18 protein-coding genes, 1 tRNA gene and 1 other annotated feature are annotated in these 18,101 nt (G+C 43.6%); all 19 genes read left to right on the forward strand.

All coding sequences use genetic code 11. The features are described from left to right. The first annotated feature begins 16 nt into the window (after window positions 1-16). The 19 genes from sdhA (at window position 17) to JV16_RS02600 (ending at window position 18,002) form a co-directional block, all read left to right on the forward strand. The gene (gene sdhA / locus JV16_RS02510) at window positions 17-1,777 is read left to right on the forward strand and encodes a succinate dehydrogenase flavoprotein subunit (RefSeq protein WP_021093829.1); all 1,761 of its coding nucleotides are present in this window, start codon (window positions 17-19) and stop codon (window positions 1,775-1,777) included. Further along, entirely contained in the window at window positions 1,774-2,535 is a 762-nt protein-coding gene (gene sdhB, locus JV16_RS02515; RefSeq protein WP_009361787.1) for a succinate dehydrogenase iron-sulfur subunit, read from the forward strand. The genes sdhA and sdhB overlap by 4 nt, the downstream gene beginning before the upstream one ends. 76 nt (window positions 2,536-2,611) lie before the next feature. Next, entirely contained in the window at window positions 2,612-3,061 is a 450-nt protein-coding gene (locus JV16_RS02520) for an acyl-CoA thioesterase (RefSeq protein WP_021093830.1), read from the forward strand. An 80-nt stretch (window positions 3,062-3,141) separates the two neighbouring features. Further along, window positions 3,142-3,357, forward strand: a complete 216-nt coding sequence (locus tag JV16_RS02525) for a helix-turn-helix domain-containing protein (RefSeq protein WP_032100525.1) — start codon at window positions 3,142-3,144, stop codon at window positions 3,355-3,357. A gap of 110 nt (window positions 3,358-3,467) precedes the next feature. Continuing rightward, entirely contained in the window at window positions 3,468-4,265 is a 798-nt protein-coding gene (racE, locus tag JV16_RS02530; RefSeq protein ID WP_021093831.1) for a glutamate racemase, read from the forward strand. Window positions 4,266-4,355: 90 nt separating this feature from the next. Continuing rightward, window positions 4,356-5,402, forward strand: a complete 1,047-nt coding sequence (locus tag JV16_RS02535; RefSeq protein WP_021093832.1) for a GerMN domain-containing protein — start codon at window positions 4,356-4,358, stop codon at window positions 5,400-5,402. A gap of 93 nt (window positions 5,403-5,495) precedes the next feature. Further along, window positions 5,496-6,263 carry a ribonuclease PH gene (gene rph / locus JV16_RS02540; protein ID WP_021093833.1) on the forward strand — a complete coding sequence of 256 codons (768 nt, stop codon included), beginning with the start codon at window positions 5,496-5,498 and terminating at the stop codon, window positions 6,261-6,263. Continuing rightward, window positions 6,260-6,871, forward strand: a complete 612-nt coding sequence (locus tag JV16_RS02545) for an XTP/dITP diphosphatase (protein WP_021093834.1) — start codon at window positions 6,260-6,262, stop codon at window positions 6,869-6,871. Before rph ends, JV16_RS02545 begins: the two co-directional genes overlap by 4 nt. Further along, complete coding sequence (locus tag JV16_RS02550; RefSeq protein ID WP_042534108.1) at window positions 6,868-7,380, forward strand: metallophosphoesterase family protein; 513 nt, start codon at window positions 6,868-6,870, stop codon at window positions 7,378-7,380. The genes JV16_RS02545 and JV16_RS02550 overlap by 4 nt, the downstream gene beginning before the upstream one ends. A gap of 80 nt (window positions 7,381-7,460) precedes the next feature. Beyond that, window positions 7,461-7,534 (forward strand) — tRNA-Arg (locus tag JV16_RS02555). Between the two features lie 263 nt (window positions 7,535-7,797). After that, window positions 7,798-8,700, forward strand: coding sequence for a branched-chain-amino-acid transaminase (ilvE, locus tag JV16_RS02560; RefSeq protein WP_009361780.1), 903 nt, complete (start codon window positions 7,798-7,800; stop codon window positions 8,698-8,700). A gap of 12 nt (window positions 8,701-8,712) precedes the next feature. Further along, window positions 8,713-8,970 (forward strand) — a binding site (T-box leader). A 66-nt stretch (window positions 8,971-9,036) separates the two neighbouring features. Further along, window positions 9,037-10,755 (forward strand): acetolactate synthase large subunit, encoded by a 1,719-nt coding sequence (gene ilvB, locus JV16_RS02565; RefSeq protein ID WP_009361779.1) that lies wholly within the window; start codon window positions 9,037-9,039, stop codon window positions 10,753-10,755. Further along, complete coding sequence (ilvN, locus tag JV16_RS02570; RefSeq protein ID WP_035062890.1) at window positions 10,752-11,270, forward strand: acetolactate synthase small subunit; 519 nt, start codon at window positions 10,752-10,754, stop codon at window positions 11,268-11,270. The genes ilvB and ilvN overlap by 4 nt, the downstream gene beginning before the upstream one ends. A gap of 21 nt (window positions 11,271-11,291) precedes the next feature. Next, a complete protein-coding gene (ilvC, locus tag JV16_RS02575) occupies window positions 11,292-12,317 on the forward strand; it encodes a ketol-acid reductoisomerase (RefSeq protein WP_021093837.1) in 1,026 nt (341 codons plus the stop codon). Further along, window positions 12,304-13,848: a 2-isopropylmalate synthase gene (locus JV16_RS02580; RefSeq protein ID WP_021093838.1), complete on the forward strand. Its 1,545-nt coding sequence runs from the start codon at window positions 12,304-12,306 to the stop codon at window positions 13,846-13,848. The genes ilvC and JV16_RS02580 overlap by 14 nt, the downstream gene beginning before the upstream one ends. Before the next feature lie 16 nt (window positions 13,849-13,864). Next, entirely contained in the window at window positions 13,865-14,974 is a 1,110-nt protein-coding gene (leuB, locus tag JV16_RS02585) for a 3-isopropylmalate dehydrogenase (RefSeq protein ID WP_021093839.1), read from the forward strand. An 11-nt stretch (window positions 14,975-14,985) separates the two neighbouring features. Then, a complete protein-coding gene (gene leuC, locus JV16_RS02590; protein WP_021093840.1) occupies window positions 14,986-16,401 on the forward strand; it encodes a 3-isopropylmalate dehydratase large subunit in 1,416 nt (471 codons plus the stop codon). A 12-nt stretch (window positions 16,402-16,413) separates the two neighbouring features. Continuing rightward, complete coding sequence (gene leuD / locus JV16_RS02595; protein ID WP_021093841.1) at window positions 16,414-16,998, forward strand: 3-isopropylmalate dehydratase small subunit; 585 nt, start codon at window positions 16,414-16,416, stop codon at window positions 16,996-16,998. An 83-nt stretch (window positions 16,999-17,081) separates the two neighbouring features. Next, window positions 17,082-18,002 (forward strand): DUF3196 family protein, encoded by a 921-nt coding sequence (locus tag JV16_RS02600; protein WP_021093842.1) that lies wholly within the window; start codon window positions 17,082-17,084, stop codon window positions 18,000-18,002. The last annotated feature ends 99 nt before the right edge of the window (window positions 18,003-18,101 follow it).

An 18,101-nucleotide genomic window follows, 5' to 3' on the forward strand; every position in this document is an offset into this window, starting at 1 on the left:
GAAGGAGTGAGGAGACATGAGTAAAGGAAAAATTATCGTTGTTGGTGGGGGTCTTGCCGGCTTAATGGCAACAATTAAAATTGCCGAAGCAGGCGTAAAAGTAGATTTATTTTCATTAGTTCCTGTGAAGCGGTCTCACTCTGTTTGTGCACAAGGTGGCATTAACGGTGCGGTCAATACAAAAGGAGAAGGGGACTCTCCGTGGGAACACTTCGATGATACAGTATATGGTGGGGACTTTTTAGCGGATCAACCTCCAGTAAAAGCGATGTGTGAAGCGGCCCCAGGCATTATTCATTTGCTTGATCGCATGGGTGTCATGTTCAACCGTACGCCAGAGGGATTGCTTGATTTCCGTCGCTTTGGTGGAACGCAGCATCACCGTACTGCATATGCAGGGGCAACGACAGGACAGCAGCTTCTTTACGCGCTTGATGAACAAGTGCGCCGTCACGAAGTCGCTGGTTTAGTGACAAAATATGAAAGTTGGGAGTTTTTAGGTGCTGTTTTAGATGATGAACAAGTATGTCGCGGAATTGTCGCACAAAACTTGACAACGATGGAGATTAAAGCGTTCCCAGCAGATGCGGTCATCATGGCAACAGGTGGTCCAGGGATTATTTTTGGGAAGTCAACAAACTCCATCATTAATACCGGTTCAGCAGCATCGATCGTATATCAACAAGGTGCATATTATGCAAACGGAGAGTTTATCCAAATTCATCCGACAGCTATTCCGGGCGATGATAAGCTTCGTTTAATGAGTGAATCAGCGCGTGGAGAAGGCGGACGAGTTTGGACGTATAAAGACGGAAAACCGTGGTATTTCTTAGAAGAAAAATATCCGGCTTACGGAAACCTCGTTCCACGCGATATTGCGACGCGTGAAATTTTCCATGTGTGTGTCGACTTAAAGCTCGGTATTAACGGCGAAAACATGGTTTATTTAGATTTATCGCATAAAGATCCGAAAGAGCTTGATATTAAGTTAGGTGGCATTATTGAAATTTATGAAAAGTTCATGGGTGAAGATCCAAGAAAAGTACCGATGAAAATATTCCCAGCTGTCCACTATTCAATGGGTGGATTATGGGTTGATTATGATCAAATGACAAACATTAAAGGATTGTTTGCGGCAGGCGAGTGCGACTATTCGATGCACGGCGCTAACCGTCTCGGTGCGAACTCGTTATTATCTGCGATTTATGGTGGAATGGTAGCTGGTCCAAAAGCAGTTGAATATATGAAAGGGCTTGAAAAATCAGCAGATGCAATGCCTTCTTCGTTATATGAACGCTATTTAAAACAAGAACAAGAAAAATGGGCGCAAATTATGGCGATGGACGGCACAGAAAACGCCTACGTCTTGCATAAAGAGCTTGGTGAATGGATGACAGATAACGTCACAGTCGTTCGTTATAATGATAAACTATTAAAAACAGATGAAAAAATTCAAGAATTGCTTGAGCGTTATAAGAACATTAACATTAACGATACAGCGAAATGGAGCAACCAAGGTGCGTCGTTCACACGTCAGCTTTACAACATGTTGCAGCTAGCTCGCGTCATCACGCTTGGCGCTTACAACCGTAACGAAAGCCGTGGAGCGCACTATAAACCAGAGTTTCCTGAGCGAAACGATGAAGAATGGTTAAAAACAACGATGGCAAGCTTCACGCCAGACGGGCCATCATTCCACTATCGCGAAGTGGATACATCACTCATTAAACCGCGCAAGCGCGACTATACGAAAAAGAAAGGGGAAGTGAAATCATGAGCGAAAATAAAACGATTCGGATTATTGTCACAAGACAAGACCGTCCGGATACAGCCCCTTACGAAGAAGAGTTTGTCATTCCGTATCGTCCGAATATGAACATTATTTCGGCGCTCATGGAAATTCGGCGCAATCCGGTCAATGCGAAAGGGGAAAAAACGACGCCTGTTGCTTGGGAAATGAACTGTTTAGAAGAAGTGTGTGGCGCTTGTTCGATGGTGATTAACGGCAAGCCGCGTCAATCGTGTACGGCGCTTGTTGATCAGCTTGAACAGCCTATTCGTTTAGAACCGATGCGCACGTTCCCTGTCATTCGCGACTTGCAAGTCGACCGTAGCCGCATGTTTGATTCGTTGAAAAAAGTAAAAGCATGGATTCCAATCGATGGAACGTACGACTTAGGTCCAGGACCGCGCATGCCAGAGCGCAAACGGCAATGGGCGTATGAGCTATCTAAATGTATGACGTGCGGTGTATGTTTAGAAGCTTGTCCGAACGTGAATAGTAAATCAAACTTTATCGGTCCAGCACCGCTTTCGCAAGTGCGTTTATTTAATGCTCACCCAACAGGAGCAATGCATAAAGCGGAGCGTCTTGAAGCGATTATGGGTGATGGTGGATTAGCGAACTGCGGAAATTCACAAAACTGCGTGCAATCTTGCCCGAAAGGCATTCCGCTCACAACGTCTATTGCGGCATTGAACCGCGCAGCAACGATTCAAATGTTCCGCAATTTCTTCGGTAGCGATGAAGTGTAACAAAAAGGTCGGCTCTTAAAGAGTCGGCCTTATGTTTCTGATGTTAGCTAAATTTTTGTAGAGGGGGAGAGGGAAGGTGAAAATCTCTTATATTGACGATATGAAAGAATGGGAACAACGTTTTTCTTTTTTTCATCCGGTGCGCGTTCGCTTTTCAGAAACAGATATGTTTGGCCATCTAAACAATACCGTTCCTTTTGTATATTTTGAAGAAGCGCGCATCGCATTTTTTGAACATCTCGGCTTTATGAACGATTGGTTAGGGAAAGAACATGATGCCATTCCGGTTGTGGCGAATTTACAATGCGACTTTTTACAACAAGTATATTTTGGTGAGCAGCTACATATCGGTGTAAAAGTCGCACACATCGGTAACTCTTCTGTCGATTTACATTACGTTGGGAAAAAACAAGATGGAACGATTGCATTTACAGGGCGTGGGACGATGGTGCAAATGTCAAAAACGACAGGAAAAGGAGTCGCTTGGGACGAAAGCGCACGTGCGCGATTAGCTGAAAATATGTAACCGTTATTTCCCTTCTTGCATACGATATGTTGACTAAATATATACCCATCCGTTTCGGTCTGGTAAAAGCAAGGAGGGTTATCCACTTGAATCAAAAGCCGCTGCTCACAAAAAGAGAACGAGAAGTATTCGAGCTGTTGTTGCAAGACAAGACGACGAAAGAAATTGCTAGTGAACTGTTCATTAGCGAAAAAACAGTTCGGAATCACATTTCGAATGCAATGCAAAAGCTTGGGGTAAAGGGGCGCTCACAAGCTGTTGTTGAATTGCTTCGAATGGGAGAACTTGAACTATAAAGAGAACCGGCTCGCCTTTTTAGTTTAGGCAAGCCGGTTTTCTATTGATTTGATGTGTGTTATAATGAAAGATGTTTTGTCATACATCAACAAAGAATGAGGCGAATACATTGGAAAGACCGATTGGAGTTATTGATTCAGGCGTTGGTGGATTAACCGTTGCAAGAGAAATGATGCGCCAACTACCAAAAGAACAAATTGTATATTTAGGAGACACAGCACGCTGTCCGTACGGACCGAGACCACGGGAAGAAATTCGACAATTTACATGGGAAATGACGAACTATTTGCTTGGATATGACATAAAAATGCTCGTTATTGCATGTAACACAGCAACTGCTGTCGCACTAGAAGAAATTCGCGATACGCTCAACATTCCCGTGATCGGTGTCATTCATCCTGGCGCTCGTACCGCGTTAAAAATTACAAAAAACTATCATATCGGTGTCATCGGCACGATCGGAACGGTGAAAAGCAGCGCGTACGAACAAGCGCTAAAATCCATTAATAGTGATGTGAAAGTAGAAAGTTTAGCTTGTCCAAAGTTTGTTCCTTTAGTGGAAAGCGGACAGTTTGAAGGGGAAGAAGCAAAGCAAATTGTCGCCGAATCGCTTCAACCGTTAAAAGATCGACCGATTGATACGCTCATTTTAGGCTGTACACATTATCCGCTTTTAAGTCCACTGATTCAACAATATATGGGGGAGCACGTGAAACTTATTTGTTCTGGCGATGAAACAGCGCGGGAAGTGAGCACGATTTTGCATCATAGCGATTTGCTTTATACGGGGAATAAACGTCGCGAACATATATTTTTAACGACTGGACCGAAAGAAATGTTTCAACAAATTGCTTCGAAATGGTTCGGTCATCCAATTGAACATGTCGAAACGATCCAATTATTTTAAAATCCTTCGCATATGCCGAAGGATTTTTTGTTCTACTTTTTTGGACGGCTCGTATACATAGTAGTACAAACCGTGTGAGGAGGGGAGTCCATGCGCCGCGTATGGATCATTGTAACAATGTTTGTTTTTATTCTGTCAGGATGTGGGCTGTTTGGAGGTGAAAAAGCAACAAAGGAAATTGATCCGCCAAAAGATGTAACGTATATAGAAGACGAGCAAGCGTTGCAAGAAAAAGAAGCAGCACAAAAAGAACAAGCGACAGAAACCGTTCAACGCGAATTGTACTTAATTGATAAAAACGGCTTTGTCGTTCCACAAACGTTTGCCTTGCCAAAAACAAACGCAGCTGCAAAACAAGTACTCGAATATTTAGTAGAAAATGGTCCAATTTCAGAGCTGTTGCCAAACGGATTTCGTGCCGTTCTTCCAGCTGACACCCAAGTGTTAAGCGTCAATTTAAAACAAGATGGCACGCTTGTTATTGATTTTTCGAAAGAATTTGCGAATTATCGTCCAGAAGATGAAAAGCGAATTTTACAAGCAATCACATGGACAGTGACGCAATTTGATAATGTGAAACGTGTAAAAATTCGGATGAATGGCCATGACCAAAACATGATGCCGGTCAACGGAACGCCAATTAGCGACGAACTAAGTAGAGATGACGGAATTAACATTGAAACGAACGGTGTTGTCGATATTACGAATACGCATCCGGTCATCGTCTACTTTTTAGCGCAAGACGGGAAACAAACGTATTATGTACCGGTAACGAGACGCGTACCGAATAGCGAACAAGATGAGTTAGCCGCAGTTGTGAATGAACTGATTAAAGGACCGAGCTACGGTTCTGGGTTATTAAGCGATTTTCAAGCGGATGCAAAATTGTTAGAAGCGCCAAAATATGAAAATGGAAAAGTGACGTTAAACTTTAACGAAGCGATTTATGGCAGCGTGGAGAAAAACGTTGTGTCGACGCATGTGCTCAATTGTTTAGTGTTGTCGTTAACAGAACAGCCAGGAGTGGAGAGCGTTGCCATTACAGTGAACGGAAAAGCGGAATTAGTTGATGAAAGTGGCAAACCGTTATCCGAACCGGTAACAAGACCGCAAAATGTGAACACAGGTAGTTTTTGAAACCAATTTTTTGCTATACTATATAAAGATTCATCGTCGAGAGGCAGTGTTCCTGCCTCTTATTTCGTGAACATACATTGAGGAGGATTTTTTGTGAGAGTAGATGGTAGAACAAATGAAGAGCTTCGTCCCGTACATATTGAACCGAACTATTTAAAACATCCAGAAGGCTCGGTGCTCATTGCAATTGGCGATACGAAAGTCATTTGTACAGCAAGCATCGAAGATAAAGTTCCACCGTTTATGCGTGGAGGTGGAAAGGGATGGATTACTGCGGAGTATGCGATGATTCCGCGCGCAACCGAGCAACGAAACATTCGCGAAGCAAGCAAAGGAAAGTTGTCAGGGCGAACGATGGAAATTCAACGGCTTATTGGCCGGGCGCTTCGTTCTGTTGTTGATTTGCAAAAATTAGGGGAAAAAACGATTTGGATTGATTGTGATGTCATTCAAGCGGACGGTGGAACGCGCACAGCGTCAATTACAGGGGCATTTGTCGCCATGACGTTGGCGCTTGGAAAAATGGTCGAAGAAAAAAAAATACCGACGCTCCCGATTACAGATTTTTTAGCTGCCACATCAGTCGGAATAGATGAAGAGCATGGCATTATTTTAGATTTAAATTACGTTGAAGATTCAAAAGCACATGTCGATATGAATATTGTCATGACAGGCTCGGGGCGCTTTGTTGAAATTCAAGGAACAGGGGAAGAAGCGACATTTTCATACGAGCAGTTGCTCGATTTATTAACGGTTGCTGAAAAAGGCATTCACGAGCTGATTGCTCGACAAAAAGAAGCGCTCGGTTCCCTTGCGGAACAAATTATGCAACATCGTTCGGAAGGGGAAGAAGCAAAGTGAAGCGGATGATCATTGCTACAAAAAACAAAGGAAAAGTAGCCGAGTTTCAACAATTGTTTGCGAAAAAAGGAATCGACGTTCGTTCGCTTCTTGACTACGATGACATACCGGATGTTGAAGAAACGGGAACGACGTTTACAGACAATGCGATATTAAAAGCAACGACGATTGCGAATATGCTTCATGAAGTCGTCATTGCAGATGATTCTGGTTTAATCGTCGATGCGCTAAACGGTGAGCCGGGCGTGTACTCGGCTCGCTACGCTGGCGAGGGAAAAGACGATCAAGCAAACATTGAAAAAGTGCTTACAAAGTTACAAGGTGTGCCTTTTGAACAACGAACCGCCCGTTTTCATTGCACGTTAGCTGTTGCAAAACCGAACGGGGAAACAACGACGGTAGACGGTGTGTGCGAAGGCTATATTACAGAAGAGCCAATAGGTGAGAACGGTTTCGGGTACGACCCGATTTTTTACGTGCCTGAAAAACAACGAACGATGGCCCAATTAACAAAAGAGGAGAAAAATGAAATAAGCCATCGGGCAAAGGCGTTACAACATCTTTTGAGCATATGGGACAAGCTGTTTGAAAAGGGGAATGAGTCGTGAACGTATTAATCATAAGCGATAGCCACGGATTAACAACTGAATTACAAACAATCGTTTCACGTCATAAACAACATGTCGATGCAATCATTCATTGCGGTGACTCGGAGTTGATGAGCGATCATGAAGCGTTGCAACATATGCTTGTTGTGCGAGGAAATTGCGACCATGAACGTCGTTTTCCACCCGATCTTGTTGAAGATGTGAACGGTGTTCGCTTTTTCATTACACATGGTCACTTGTACAACGTCAAAATGACGCTCATGAACCTATATTATAAAGCAAAAGAAGTCGGGGCACGCATCGTTTGCTTCGGTCACTCGCACATTGCAGGATGTGAACAAATCGATGACGTCCTTTTCATTAATCCAGGAAGCATTTATTTACCGCGTCTGCGTCGTGAAAAAACATATGCTATGCTTCATATAGACGAAACAAACATAACCGTACATTTTTACAACATCGACGGCCAACTCCTTCATGATTTAACGAGCATATACAAAACACAATAGGGGCAAGAAAATTCCGCCGCCCCTATTGACTTTTTTCATAAACATCATTACAATAACAATTGTCCAAACCAAGATCATATGTCCCAGTAGCTCAGCTGGATAGAGCAACGGCCTTCTAAGCCGTCGGTCGGGAGTTCGAATCTCTCCTGGGACGCTAGTAATCCCCTTGCACAAGCAAGGGGCTTTTTTATTAGTCAAAAAATGTTCAAAATTTTTTATACCCTTTCTTTTCCTTGATATATCAATTATGTAAGCGGATACATAACATTTTAACTAATCGAAATAATCAAAAAATTCGATGAAATAGTATTGACTCTTTTGGTAAATGGTCGTATGATAATTTTCAAATAAATCTAACAAAAGTCGCAATCAACATAAGAAGCAAGAGACGGCGAACAGGGGAAGAGGGGAAAAACATTGAGTGAACAGTGGATTTTTCTGAACGATGAATTTGTCACAAAAGAAAATGCGAAAATCTCTGTATACGATCACGGTTTTCTTTATGGGGATGGGGTGTTTGAAGGCATTCGCGTGTACAGCGGCAACGTGTTTCGCATGAAAGAACATATTGACCGCCTATACAATTCAGCGAAATCTATTTTATTGAACATTCCGTACACAAAAGAAGAATTAACAAATATTATCGTCCAGACGGTGCAAAAAAACGGCTTTGAAGACGCTTATATTCGCGTGGTCGTGTCGCGCGGTGTCGGTGACCTTGGACTTGATCCATACAAATGTCCGAAGCCACAAGTAGTCGTCATCGTTGAACCGTTGGCAATCTTCCCAAAACATTTATATGAAACGGGCATTGAGGTCGTTACTGTAGCAACGAGACGAAATCGACCAGATGTACTAAGTCCGAAAGTAAAATCGTTAAACTATTTAAACAACGTATTAGTGCGAATTGAAGCGCATTTAGCAAACGTCAGCGAAGCGCTCATGCTCAACGACCAAGGATATGTCGCTGAAGGCTCAGCAGATAACGTATTTATCGTCAAAAACGGCGTGTTATATACACCACCAGGATATGTCGGGGCACTTGAAGGCATTACGCGCGATGCGATCATGGACATCGCTAAAGACCTCGGCTATGTCGTTAAAGAGGAACCGTTCACTCGTCATGATGTGTACACGGCAGACGAAGTATTTTTAACAGGAACCGCAGCAGAAGTCATTGCGGTCGTCAAAGTCGATGGTCGTGTCATTGGCGACGGTGTACCGGGCGAACATACAAAACGATTGTTAGAAGAGTTTCGCAAACGAGTCGTTTCAGAAGGCGTAAAAGTGTATGCTACACAAAATGTGAATGCAGGATGACAAGTAAATAAGAAAAAAGCGTTGAAGAGGATAAGTAGCTAGCGGGTCGGGCATCTACAGAGAGCCGGGGAAGCTGAAAACCGGTGATGTCTCCGTTAGTGAACTCCCCTCGGAGCGCCGTCTTGAACGATTCGTTCTAGTAGGGACGGACGGGTGCACGTCACTCGTTATTAAAACGAGCGCTGCGACGATCGTCGCGTGCTCCTGAGGTGGCTTTGCCACGAAGAAGGGTGGTACCGCGGGAAGGATGCAAGCCTTTTCGCCCCTTTGGTCCACGTGGACCGATGGAGGGGTGAGAAGGCTTTTCTTATTTCACATTTTTTTAGGGGTGAAAAAATGGCAGCGAATATGAAAGTGAAAGAAAGAGTAGCAAAAAAGCAAACGTTATGTGGGGCGCTCATGTTAATTGAAGCGCTCAAAGCAGAAAACGTGAAAGTGATTTTCGGGTATCCGGGAGGTGCTGTGTTACCGATTTACGACAAGCTTTATGAATCAGGCGTATTCCACGTGCTAACACGTCACGAACAAGGCGCCATTCATGCAGCGGAAGGATATGCTCGCATTTCAGGAAAACCTGGTGTCGTCATCGCTACATCTGGACCGGGTGCGACAAATATCGTGACAGGTTTAACAGATGCAATGATGGATTCCATTCCGCTCGTCGTCTTTACAGGGCAAGTGGCATCAAATGTCATCGGTTCAGATGCCTTCCAAGAAGCGGATGTGTTAGGAATTACAATGCCTATTACAAAACATAGTTACCAAGTACGCGACATACACGAGCTGCCAAAAATCATTAAAGAAGCGTTTCATATTGCAACAACGGGGCGCCCAGGTCCTGTATTAATCGATATTCCAAAAGATATGGCCGTTGCTGAAGCGGAGTTTGATTACGAACAAGACGTACAGTTGCCGGGTTATCAGCCGACAACAAAACCGAACCATTTGCAAATTCGCAAGCTTGTTGAAGCCGTTAGCCAAGCAAAACGCCCGGTCATTTTAGCTGGAGCAGGTGTTCTCCATGCGAACGCCCATGAACAGTTAAAACAATATGCCGAACAACAAAATATTCCTGTGATTCATACGCTTTTAGGACTTGGTGGATTTCCTGCCGACCATCCGCTATTTCTCGGAATGGCAGGAATGCACGGAACGTACACAGCAAATATGGCATTGTATGAGTGTGATTTGCTCATTAATGTCGGCGCAAGATTCGATGATCGGGTGACTGGAAATTTAGCGCATTTTGCACCAAAAGCAACGGTCGCTCACATCGATATCGATCCAGCAGAGATTGGAAAAAATGTGCCAACAAAAATTCCGATCGTTGGGGATGCGAAAGAAGCACTCATTCAATTAATTGAACAAAACGGAAAGCGACCAGATGTATCAGAGTGGCTGAACAAGTTAAACGAATGGAAACGCGAATATCCGCTCATGTACAAACGCGAACCAGGCGTACTCAAACCGCAGCGGCTCATTGAAATGATTCACGAATATACAAACGGTGAAGCGGTTGTGACGACAGATGTCGGTCAACATCAAATGTGGGTCGCCCAATATTATAAATTTAAACAGCCACATCGTTGGGTTACATCCGGTGGGCTTGGAACGATGGGATTCGGCTTGCCAGCGGCAATTGGCGCTCAATTGGCACAACCAGAAGCGACGGTTGTAGCGATCGTTGGTGACGGTGGGTTTCAAATGACATTACAAGAGCTATCGGTTATTCAAGAGTTGAATTTGCCAATTAAAATTGTCATCGTGAACAATCAAGCGCTCGGTATGGTGCGTCAATGGCAAGAAATTTTTTACGAAAAAAGATATTCTCATTCACTCATTCCGAATCAACCGGATTTCGTTCGGTTAGCGGAAGCATACGGCATGAAAGCGATGCGCGCAACGACGGAAGAAGAAGCAGAATACGTATTGAAAGAAGCATTTGCGACAAATGCACCAGTTTTACTTGATTTTCATGTTCATCCAGGGGAAAACGTCTATCCGATGGTAGCTCCTGGGAAAGGACTTCATGAGATGGTGGGGGTGAAATGGTGAAGCGAATTATTACAATGACAGTAAACAACCGTCCGGGTGTATTAAATCGCATTACAGGTTTGTTTACGAAGCGACATTACAACATTGAAAGCATTACAGTTGGTCATACGGAAACAGAAGGTGTTTCACGCATGACGTTTGTCGTCAATGTAGATGATGAGCGCATTGCTGAACAAATTACAAAACAATTAAACAAACAAATTGATGTGTTAAAAGTTGTCGATATTACCGATCAAGCGATTATCGTTCGAGAGCTTGCTTTAATTAAAGTAGCGGTTACACCGGCGACGCGTGGCGAAATTTATACATTGATTGAACCGTTTCGTGCAGCGATTGTCGATGTGGCCCGCGATAGTCTTGTCGTTCAAGTAACAGGTGAGCCAGAAAAAATTGATGCGCTCATCGACTTATTGAAGCCATACGGATTAAAGGAAGTTGCAAGAACAGGAACAACAGCGTTTCCGCGCGGTTCACAACGCGCATCATCAACAAATAAATCACTATTCATCATTTAAATTAAAGGAGAGGATTTTATTATGGTAAAAGTATATTACAATGGCGATGCAAACGAAGCTTACATTCAAGGGAAGAAAGTAGCGATTATCGGATACGGATCTCAAGGTCATGCCCACGCGCAAAACCTTCGCGATAGCGGCGTTGATGTTATCATTGGATTAAGAAAAGGGAAATCGTGGGAAAAAGCAGAACAAGATGGATTTGTCGTCTTGCCAGTGGATGAAGCGACAAAGCAAGCGGATATTGTAATGATTTTACTTCCAGACGAACATCAGCCGAAAGTGTATAAAGAAGAAATTGCACCAAACTTACAGCCGGGAAATGCGCTCGTGTTTGCACACGGGTTTAATATTCATTTTAACCAAATTGTCCCACCGAGCGATGTGGATGTCTTTTTAGTTGCACCGAAAGGACCAGGTCATTTAGTTCGTCGCACATATACAGAAGGAGCAGGTGTACCAGCGTTAATTGCTGTATATCAAAATGTAAGCGGCGAAGCGAAAGAAATAGCGCTCGCGTATGCAAAAGCGATCGGTTCGGCTCGAGCAGGCGTGATTGAAACGACATTCAAAGAAGAAACAGAAACGGATTTATTTGGTGAACAAGCGGTTCTTTGCGGCGGGTTGACTGCCCTTGTCAAAGCAGGATTTGAAACGCTCGTTGAAGCGGGATATCAACCGGAAATCGCATATTTCGAATGTTTACATGAGTTAAAACTCATTGTTGATTTAATGTACGAAGGCGGTTTGGCAGGCATGCGTTATTCTATTTCTGATACAGCACAATGGGGTGACTTTGTTACAGGTCCACGCATCATTAACGACGCAGTAAAGGCAGAAATGAAAAAAGTGCTCGAAGACATTCAAACAGGGAAGTTTGCAAAAGGTTGGATTTTAGAAAATCAAGCGAATCGTCCGGAGTTTAACGCGATTAACCGCCGCGAAAACGAACATTTAATTGAAGTTGTTGGCCGCGAATTACGTAAAATGATGCCGTTTGTCAACGCTAAACAGAAAGATGTGGTGACGGTCGGTGCGAAAAATTAACATTTTTGATACGACGTTGCGTGACGGAGAGCAGTCTGCAGGCGTCAATTTAAACTTGCATGAAAAGCTAGAAATTGCTCGGCAGTTAGAACGCCTCGGTGTAGATATCATCGAGGCGGGATTCCCTGCCGCATCAAAAGGTGATTTCCAAGCCGTTCAAGCGATCGCTCAAACCGTTCGCAACTGTTCGGTTACAGGTCTTTCTCGCTCTGTTCAGTCCGACATCGATGCGGCGTGGGAGGCGTTAAAAGACGGAGCGGAACCACGATTACACGTATTTATCGCAACGTCACCTATTCATATGCAATATAAATTGCGCATGACACCAGAACAAGTGATTGAAACAGCCGTTGAGTCTGTTCGTTATGCGAAAAAATATTTTCCGATTGTACAATGGTCAGCAGAAGATGCATGTCGAAGCGATCTTCCGTTTCTTGCGACGATTATCGAACGAGTGATCGAAGCAGGAGCGAACGTCATTAATATTCCAGATACAGTCGGCTATATTACTCCGAAACAATATGGCGACATATTCTCTTTTTTAAAGAAAAATGTTCGGAATATTGAAAAAATTAGCTTGTCTGCTCATTGTCACGATGATTTAGGAATGGCTGTCGCCAATTCGCTTGCGGCTATTGAAGCGGGAGCGACACAAATTGAAGGAACGATCAATGGCATTGGCGAGAGAGCAGGAAACGCTGCAATTGAAGAAGTGGCGGTGGCGCTTTATATTCGCAAAGACTACTATCAGGCTGAGACGCGCTTGAACTTGCAAGAGATTAAACGAACGAGCAACCTCGTAAGCAAGCTAACAGGAATGATTGTTCCACCAAATAAAGCGATTGTCGGTAAAAACGCTTTTGCCCATGAATCAGGCATTCACCAAGACGGAGTATTAAAAGAAAAAACAACGTATGAAATTATATCTCCGCAACTTGTTGGCGTGCAATCGAATTCGATGGTGCTCGGAAAACATTCGGGACGCCATGCGTTTCGCACGCGCATTCAAGAGCTTGGTTATGCGTTAACAGAAGAAGAAGTGAATCGTTTATTCGTTCGCTTTAAAGATTTAGCAGATAAAAAGAAAGATATTACCGATGATGATTTAATTGCCCTTATTTTAGATGAAAAGCTAGATACGTATAAAAACTTTTACCAATTATGTTCGATTCAAGTGCAGTACGGGACAAATCAAATTCCAACAGCCGTTGTTGTACTGAAAGATGGAGAAGGAAACGACATTCAAGAAGCGGCAACGGGAGCTGGTAGTGTCGAGGCGCTATATAACGCTTTAGAAAAAGCGCTGCAATTGCCGGTGACGTTGCTTGACTATCGCATTGAATCCGTTGGAAGCGGACGTGATGCTTTAGCGCAAGTATATGTGAAAGTATCGCTCGATGGGAAAGAAGCAAGCGGACGTGGAACGGCACAAGATGTGCTAGAAGCATCAGCCAAAGCATATATTCACGCCGTCAATCGTATGTTTGTCATTGGAAAAATGAAAGAAGAACAAGCGCTTGCCGCGCAATAACGAAGGGGGATGTCTTATGTATCGTATCGCTGTGTTACCTGGGGATGGCATTGGAAAAGAAGTGACAAAAGGAGCGGTAAAAGTTTTGCAAGCAATTGGTGATCGTTTCGGCCATACGTTTCATTTTTCATACGGTTTGATCGGTGGAGAAGCGATCGACCGTGAAGGAACACCGCTTCCAGAACAAACGCTTCAAATGTGCAAACAAAGCGATGCGGTATTGCTTGGTGCTGTTGGTGGACCGAAATGGGACAGTCATCCGCCGCACGTTCGTCCCGAAAAAGGACTGTTGCAAATTCGGAAAGAAATGAACTTATTTGCAAATATTCGCCCGGTGACGTTTTATAGCAGCTTATCAGCTTCTTCACCATTAAAATCACATGTGATTGAAGGAGCCGACTTTGTTATCGTTCGGGAGTTAGTCGGAGGCTTATATTTCGGAAAACCGAGTGAACGGCGTGTGGAAAAAGGAGAAGAAACGGTTGTTGATACGTTGTTTTATAAACGAGCAGAAATCGAGCGCATCATTACGTTTGCTTTTACACTTGCACAAAAGCGAAAGAAAAAAGTAACGTCTGTTGATAAAGCGAATGTGTTAGAGTCAAGTCGCATGTGGCGCGAGGTAGCTGAACAAGTCGCTAAACGTTTTCCAGACGTTCAACTGGAACATATGCTTGTCGATAATGCCGCTATGCAGCTCGTTCGTTCTCCCAAACAGTTTGACGTCATTGTAACAGAAAATATGTTTGGCGATATTTTAAGCGATGAAGCATCGATGTTAACAGGATCGCTCGGCATGCTTCCGTCGGCAAGCTTGTCTGTTGACGGACCGGCATTATACGAACCGATTCACGGTTCGGCTCCAGACATTGCTGGACAAAATAAAGCGAATCCGCTTGCAACGATTTTATCGGCGGCGATGATGCTTCGTTTATCGTTCGGATTGACAGAAGAGGCCGATGTCATCGAACGAGCTGTTAAGCAGGTGTTGGATGCTGGGTATCGTACTGCAGACATTGCTCAACAAGGTGATTGTGTATTATCGACGACAGAAATGGTCGAAAAGGTAAAAGATGCTATTTTAGACGATGTAGCAATTGAACGAATTATGCAAGTGTATGTGTAGGAGGGATTGAGGTGGCGCCAAAGACGATTATTGAAAAAATTTGGGATGAGCACGTTGTATACCGTGAAGATGGAAAACCGGATTTATTATATATTGACTTACATCTCGTTCATGAAGTGACATCGCCGCAAGCGTTTGAAGGATTGCGTCAAAAAGGAAGAAAAGTGCGCCGCCCAGATTTAACGTTTGCGACGATGGATCATAACGTTCCAACAATCAATCGATTCGTCGTTGAAGATGAAGTGGCAAGAAATCAAATGACGGCATTGGAGCGGAACTGTCGTGAGTTCGGCGTTCCGCTTGCCGATTTAAACAGTCCAGAACAAGGCATTGTACATGTCATCGGTCCGGAACTTGGATTGACGCAACCGGGAAAAACAATCGTGTGCGGGGATAGTCATACGTCAACACATGGCGCTTTTGGAGCGTTAGCGTTCGGAATCGGCACGAGTGAAGTCGAACATGTGTTGGCGACGCAAACGTTATGGCAACACCGTCCAAAAACGATGCAAGTGAACGTCACAGGCACGTTGGCACCAGGTGTATCAGCAAAAGACGTCATTTTAGCGATTATCGGAAAGTTTGGTGTTGATTTCGGAACGGGGTATGTGCTTGAGTTTACGGGTGATGTCATTCGTCGTTTGTCGATGGAAGAGCGGATGACGATTTGTAACATGTCGATTGAAGCAGGCGCGCGCGCAGGGTTAATTGCTCCGGATGATGTAACGTTTGCATATTTGCGCGGGCGAAAATATGCTCCAAAAGGAGAAGCGTTTGAACAGGCAGTTGAAAAGTGGAAACAGTTATGCACAGATGAAGGAGCGGTATATGACCGTGTTATTCATATGGATGGAAGTGAAATCGCTCCAACCGTTACATGGGGGACAACGCCTGCGATGAGTTCTCCGATTGATGGAACCGTCCCTTATCCAGAAGAGTTCGCGACCGAAACGGAGAGAAAGGCAGTTCAGTTAGCCTTGCAATATATGGGGCTAAAGCCAGGAACGAAAATGACGGATATTGCTGTTCAACATGTGTTTATCGGATCGTGTACGAACTCACGCATAAGCGATTTAAGAGAAGCGGCACGAATTGTGAAAGGAAAAAAAGTTGCACCGGGCGTGAGGGCGCTCGTCGTTCCGGGCTCGCAACAAGTGAAAAAACAAGCGGAAGAAGAAGGAATTGCTCAAATTTTTATTGATGCAGGTTTTGAATGGCGTGATTCTGGCTGTAGCATGTGCCTTGGCATGAATCCGGATACTGTGCCAGCAGGTGAGCATTGTGCTTCAACGTCAAACCGCAATTTTGAAGGGCGGCAAGGAAAAGGAGCGCGCACGCATCTCGTTAGTCCAGCGATGGCAGCTGCGGCTGCGATTTACGGACATTTTGTTGATGTGCGCACATTGTATAAAGAAGCGGTACGATAGGAGGAGAACGCGTTGGAACCATTCATTATTCATAAAGGAAAAGTAGCTGGTTTAGATCGTGCCAATGTGGATACGGATCAAATTATTCCGAAACAATTTTTAAAACGAATTGAGCGCACAGGATTTGGCCAATTTCTTTTTTATGATTGGCGCTATCTTCCAGACGGGACGCCAAACCCGCATTTTGAGTTAAATCGCCCTGAAAATGAAGGAGCAACGATTTTAGTCGCAAATGAAAATTTTGGTTGCGGATCATCGCGTGAACATGCACCTTGGGCGCTTGCTGATTACGGATTTCGTGCTGTCATTGCTCCTTCTTTTGCGGATATTTTTTATAACAATTGTTTAAAAAATAGTTTACTTCCAATTAAACTTCCAAAAGAAGATGTCGTGTATTTATTAAAACAAGCGGAGCGGTCAGATTATGAGCTGACTATTTCCCTTGAACAACAAGTCGTTTTTGATGACGAAGGATTTACAAGCGCGTTTGATATTGACCCGTATCGAAAACAGCTTCTTTTAAAAGGTTGGGATGAAATCGACTTAACTTTCGTTTATGAACCATATATTATCGCCTATGAAAAAGCACGCTCTTGACGATTCGTCGAGGGCGTTTTTCGTTGAGTTTGGTCAAAAACATTGTTAAACTAAAAGGCAAATGTAAACGAAGGTGAACGAATATGAAAAAACGAAAAGTCGTTCCGCATCCATATGTAAAAGAGCGGTTGCTAACAGAAGGGATGAATGCGTTAAAAGAAAAGCGATATAAAGAAGCGTATACGTATTTAACACAATTAAAAGAGCTGCAACTTCACGATGATGATGTAGAAATGGCACTTGTCGTCTGTTTATTTGAAATGGGACATGTAGAAGAGGCAAAAGAAAGATGTGAGCAACTGTTAGAGCGCGGCAGAGGGGATTGGACGGTATACATTTCTATGCTCGTTCATTTACAACAATACGATGAAGTTGTCGCAGTCATTCATAAACTCCAGCGAAAAGGAATCGATTGCACGCCTTTTTTACCACTTTTACAGTTTAGTGAAAAAATGATTCGGTCTCAGCACGAACAACGGGCAAAACAATACGAAGCGATTTTCGAAAGCGATCAATGGCCGAAACAACTACGCACCCTTCACCAATTAGATTCGCGCATCGTTCCACACCTTGTTTCTATTTTTTCTCGTTATTTACATGACGAAATGAAACATCCAATTGTAAAAACGACGATGTTATGCATATTAAGGAAAGAACAAGTGATGGAGCCGATGACTGTAAAAAAATTTGGACAAACGATGACGGTCGTTCCAGCCGAACTCGACGAACAAATACAAAAGCGTTGGATAGAACAAGTGCTTGATATCGTCGAACAAACATGGGCGACACAAAATCCAACGATGTATGAATGGTGCGAACAAATATGGTTTCGTTACATGGTTGTGACATACCCGTTTCTTCCAGAAGGCTCAGCACAACAATGGGCGACTGCATTATACACATATGTTGAGCAATGTGAAACGGGAAAAACGGTATGGACAAATCCGCTCGTTGCCAAACTTTATGAAGCGGAAAAATTGTGGCTCTCTGTTGAAAGTATATAATTGTATGGTATAATATAATGGTTGTATTACACATAAAACCGTGTATGCCTACATATATGTAGTTCATTTACATGAATTTTTGAAGTTGGAGGGAAATAA

This window comes from Anoxybacillus ayderensis (genome assembly GCF_000833605.1).
Lineage (GTDB): Bacteria > Bacillota > Bacilli > Bacillales > Anoxybacillaceae > Anoxybacillus > Anoxybacillus ayderensis.

What these genes read in the sequence shown, in the direction of transcription:
- sdhA (WP_021093829.1), top strand. Translation starts at nt 17, where the DNA reads ATGAGTAAAGGAAAAATTATCGTTGTTGGTGGGGGTCTTGCCGGCTTA.
- JV16_RS02600 (WP_021093842.1), top strand. Translation starts at nt 17,082, where the DNA reads ATGAAAAAACGAAAAGTCGTTCCGCATCCATATGTAAAAGAGCGGTTG.
- ilvC (WP_021093837.1), top strand. Translation starts at nt 11,292, where the DNA reads ATGGTAAAAGTATATTACAATGGCGATGCAAACGAAGCTTACATTCAA.
- sdhB (WP_009361787.1), top strand. Translation starts at nt 1,774, where the DNA reads ATGAGCGAAAATAAAACGATTCGGATTATTGTCACAAGACAAGACCGT.
- leuB (WP_021093839.1), top strand. Translation starts at nt 13,865, where the DNA reads ATGTATCGTATCGCTGTGTTACCTGGGGATGGCATTGGAAAAGAAGTG.
- JV16_RS02535 (WP_021093832.1), top strand. Translation starts at nt 4,356, where the DNA reads ATGCGCCGCGTATGGATCATTGTAACAATGTTTGTTTTTATTCTGTCA.
- ilvB (WP_009361779.1), top strand. Translation starts at nt 9,037, where the DNA reads ATGGCAGCGAATATGAAAGTGAAAGAAAGAGTAGCAAAAAAGCAAACG.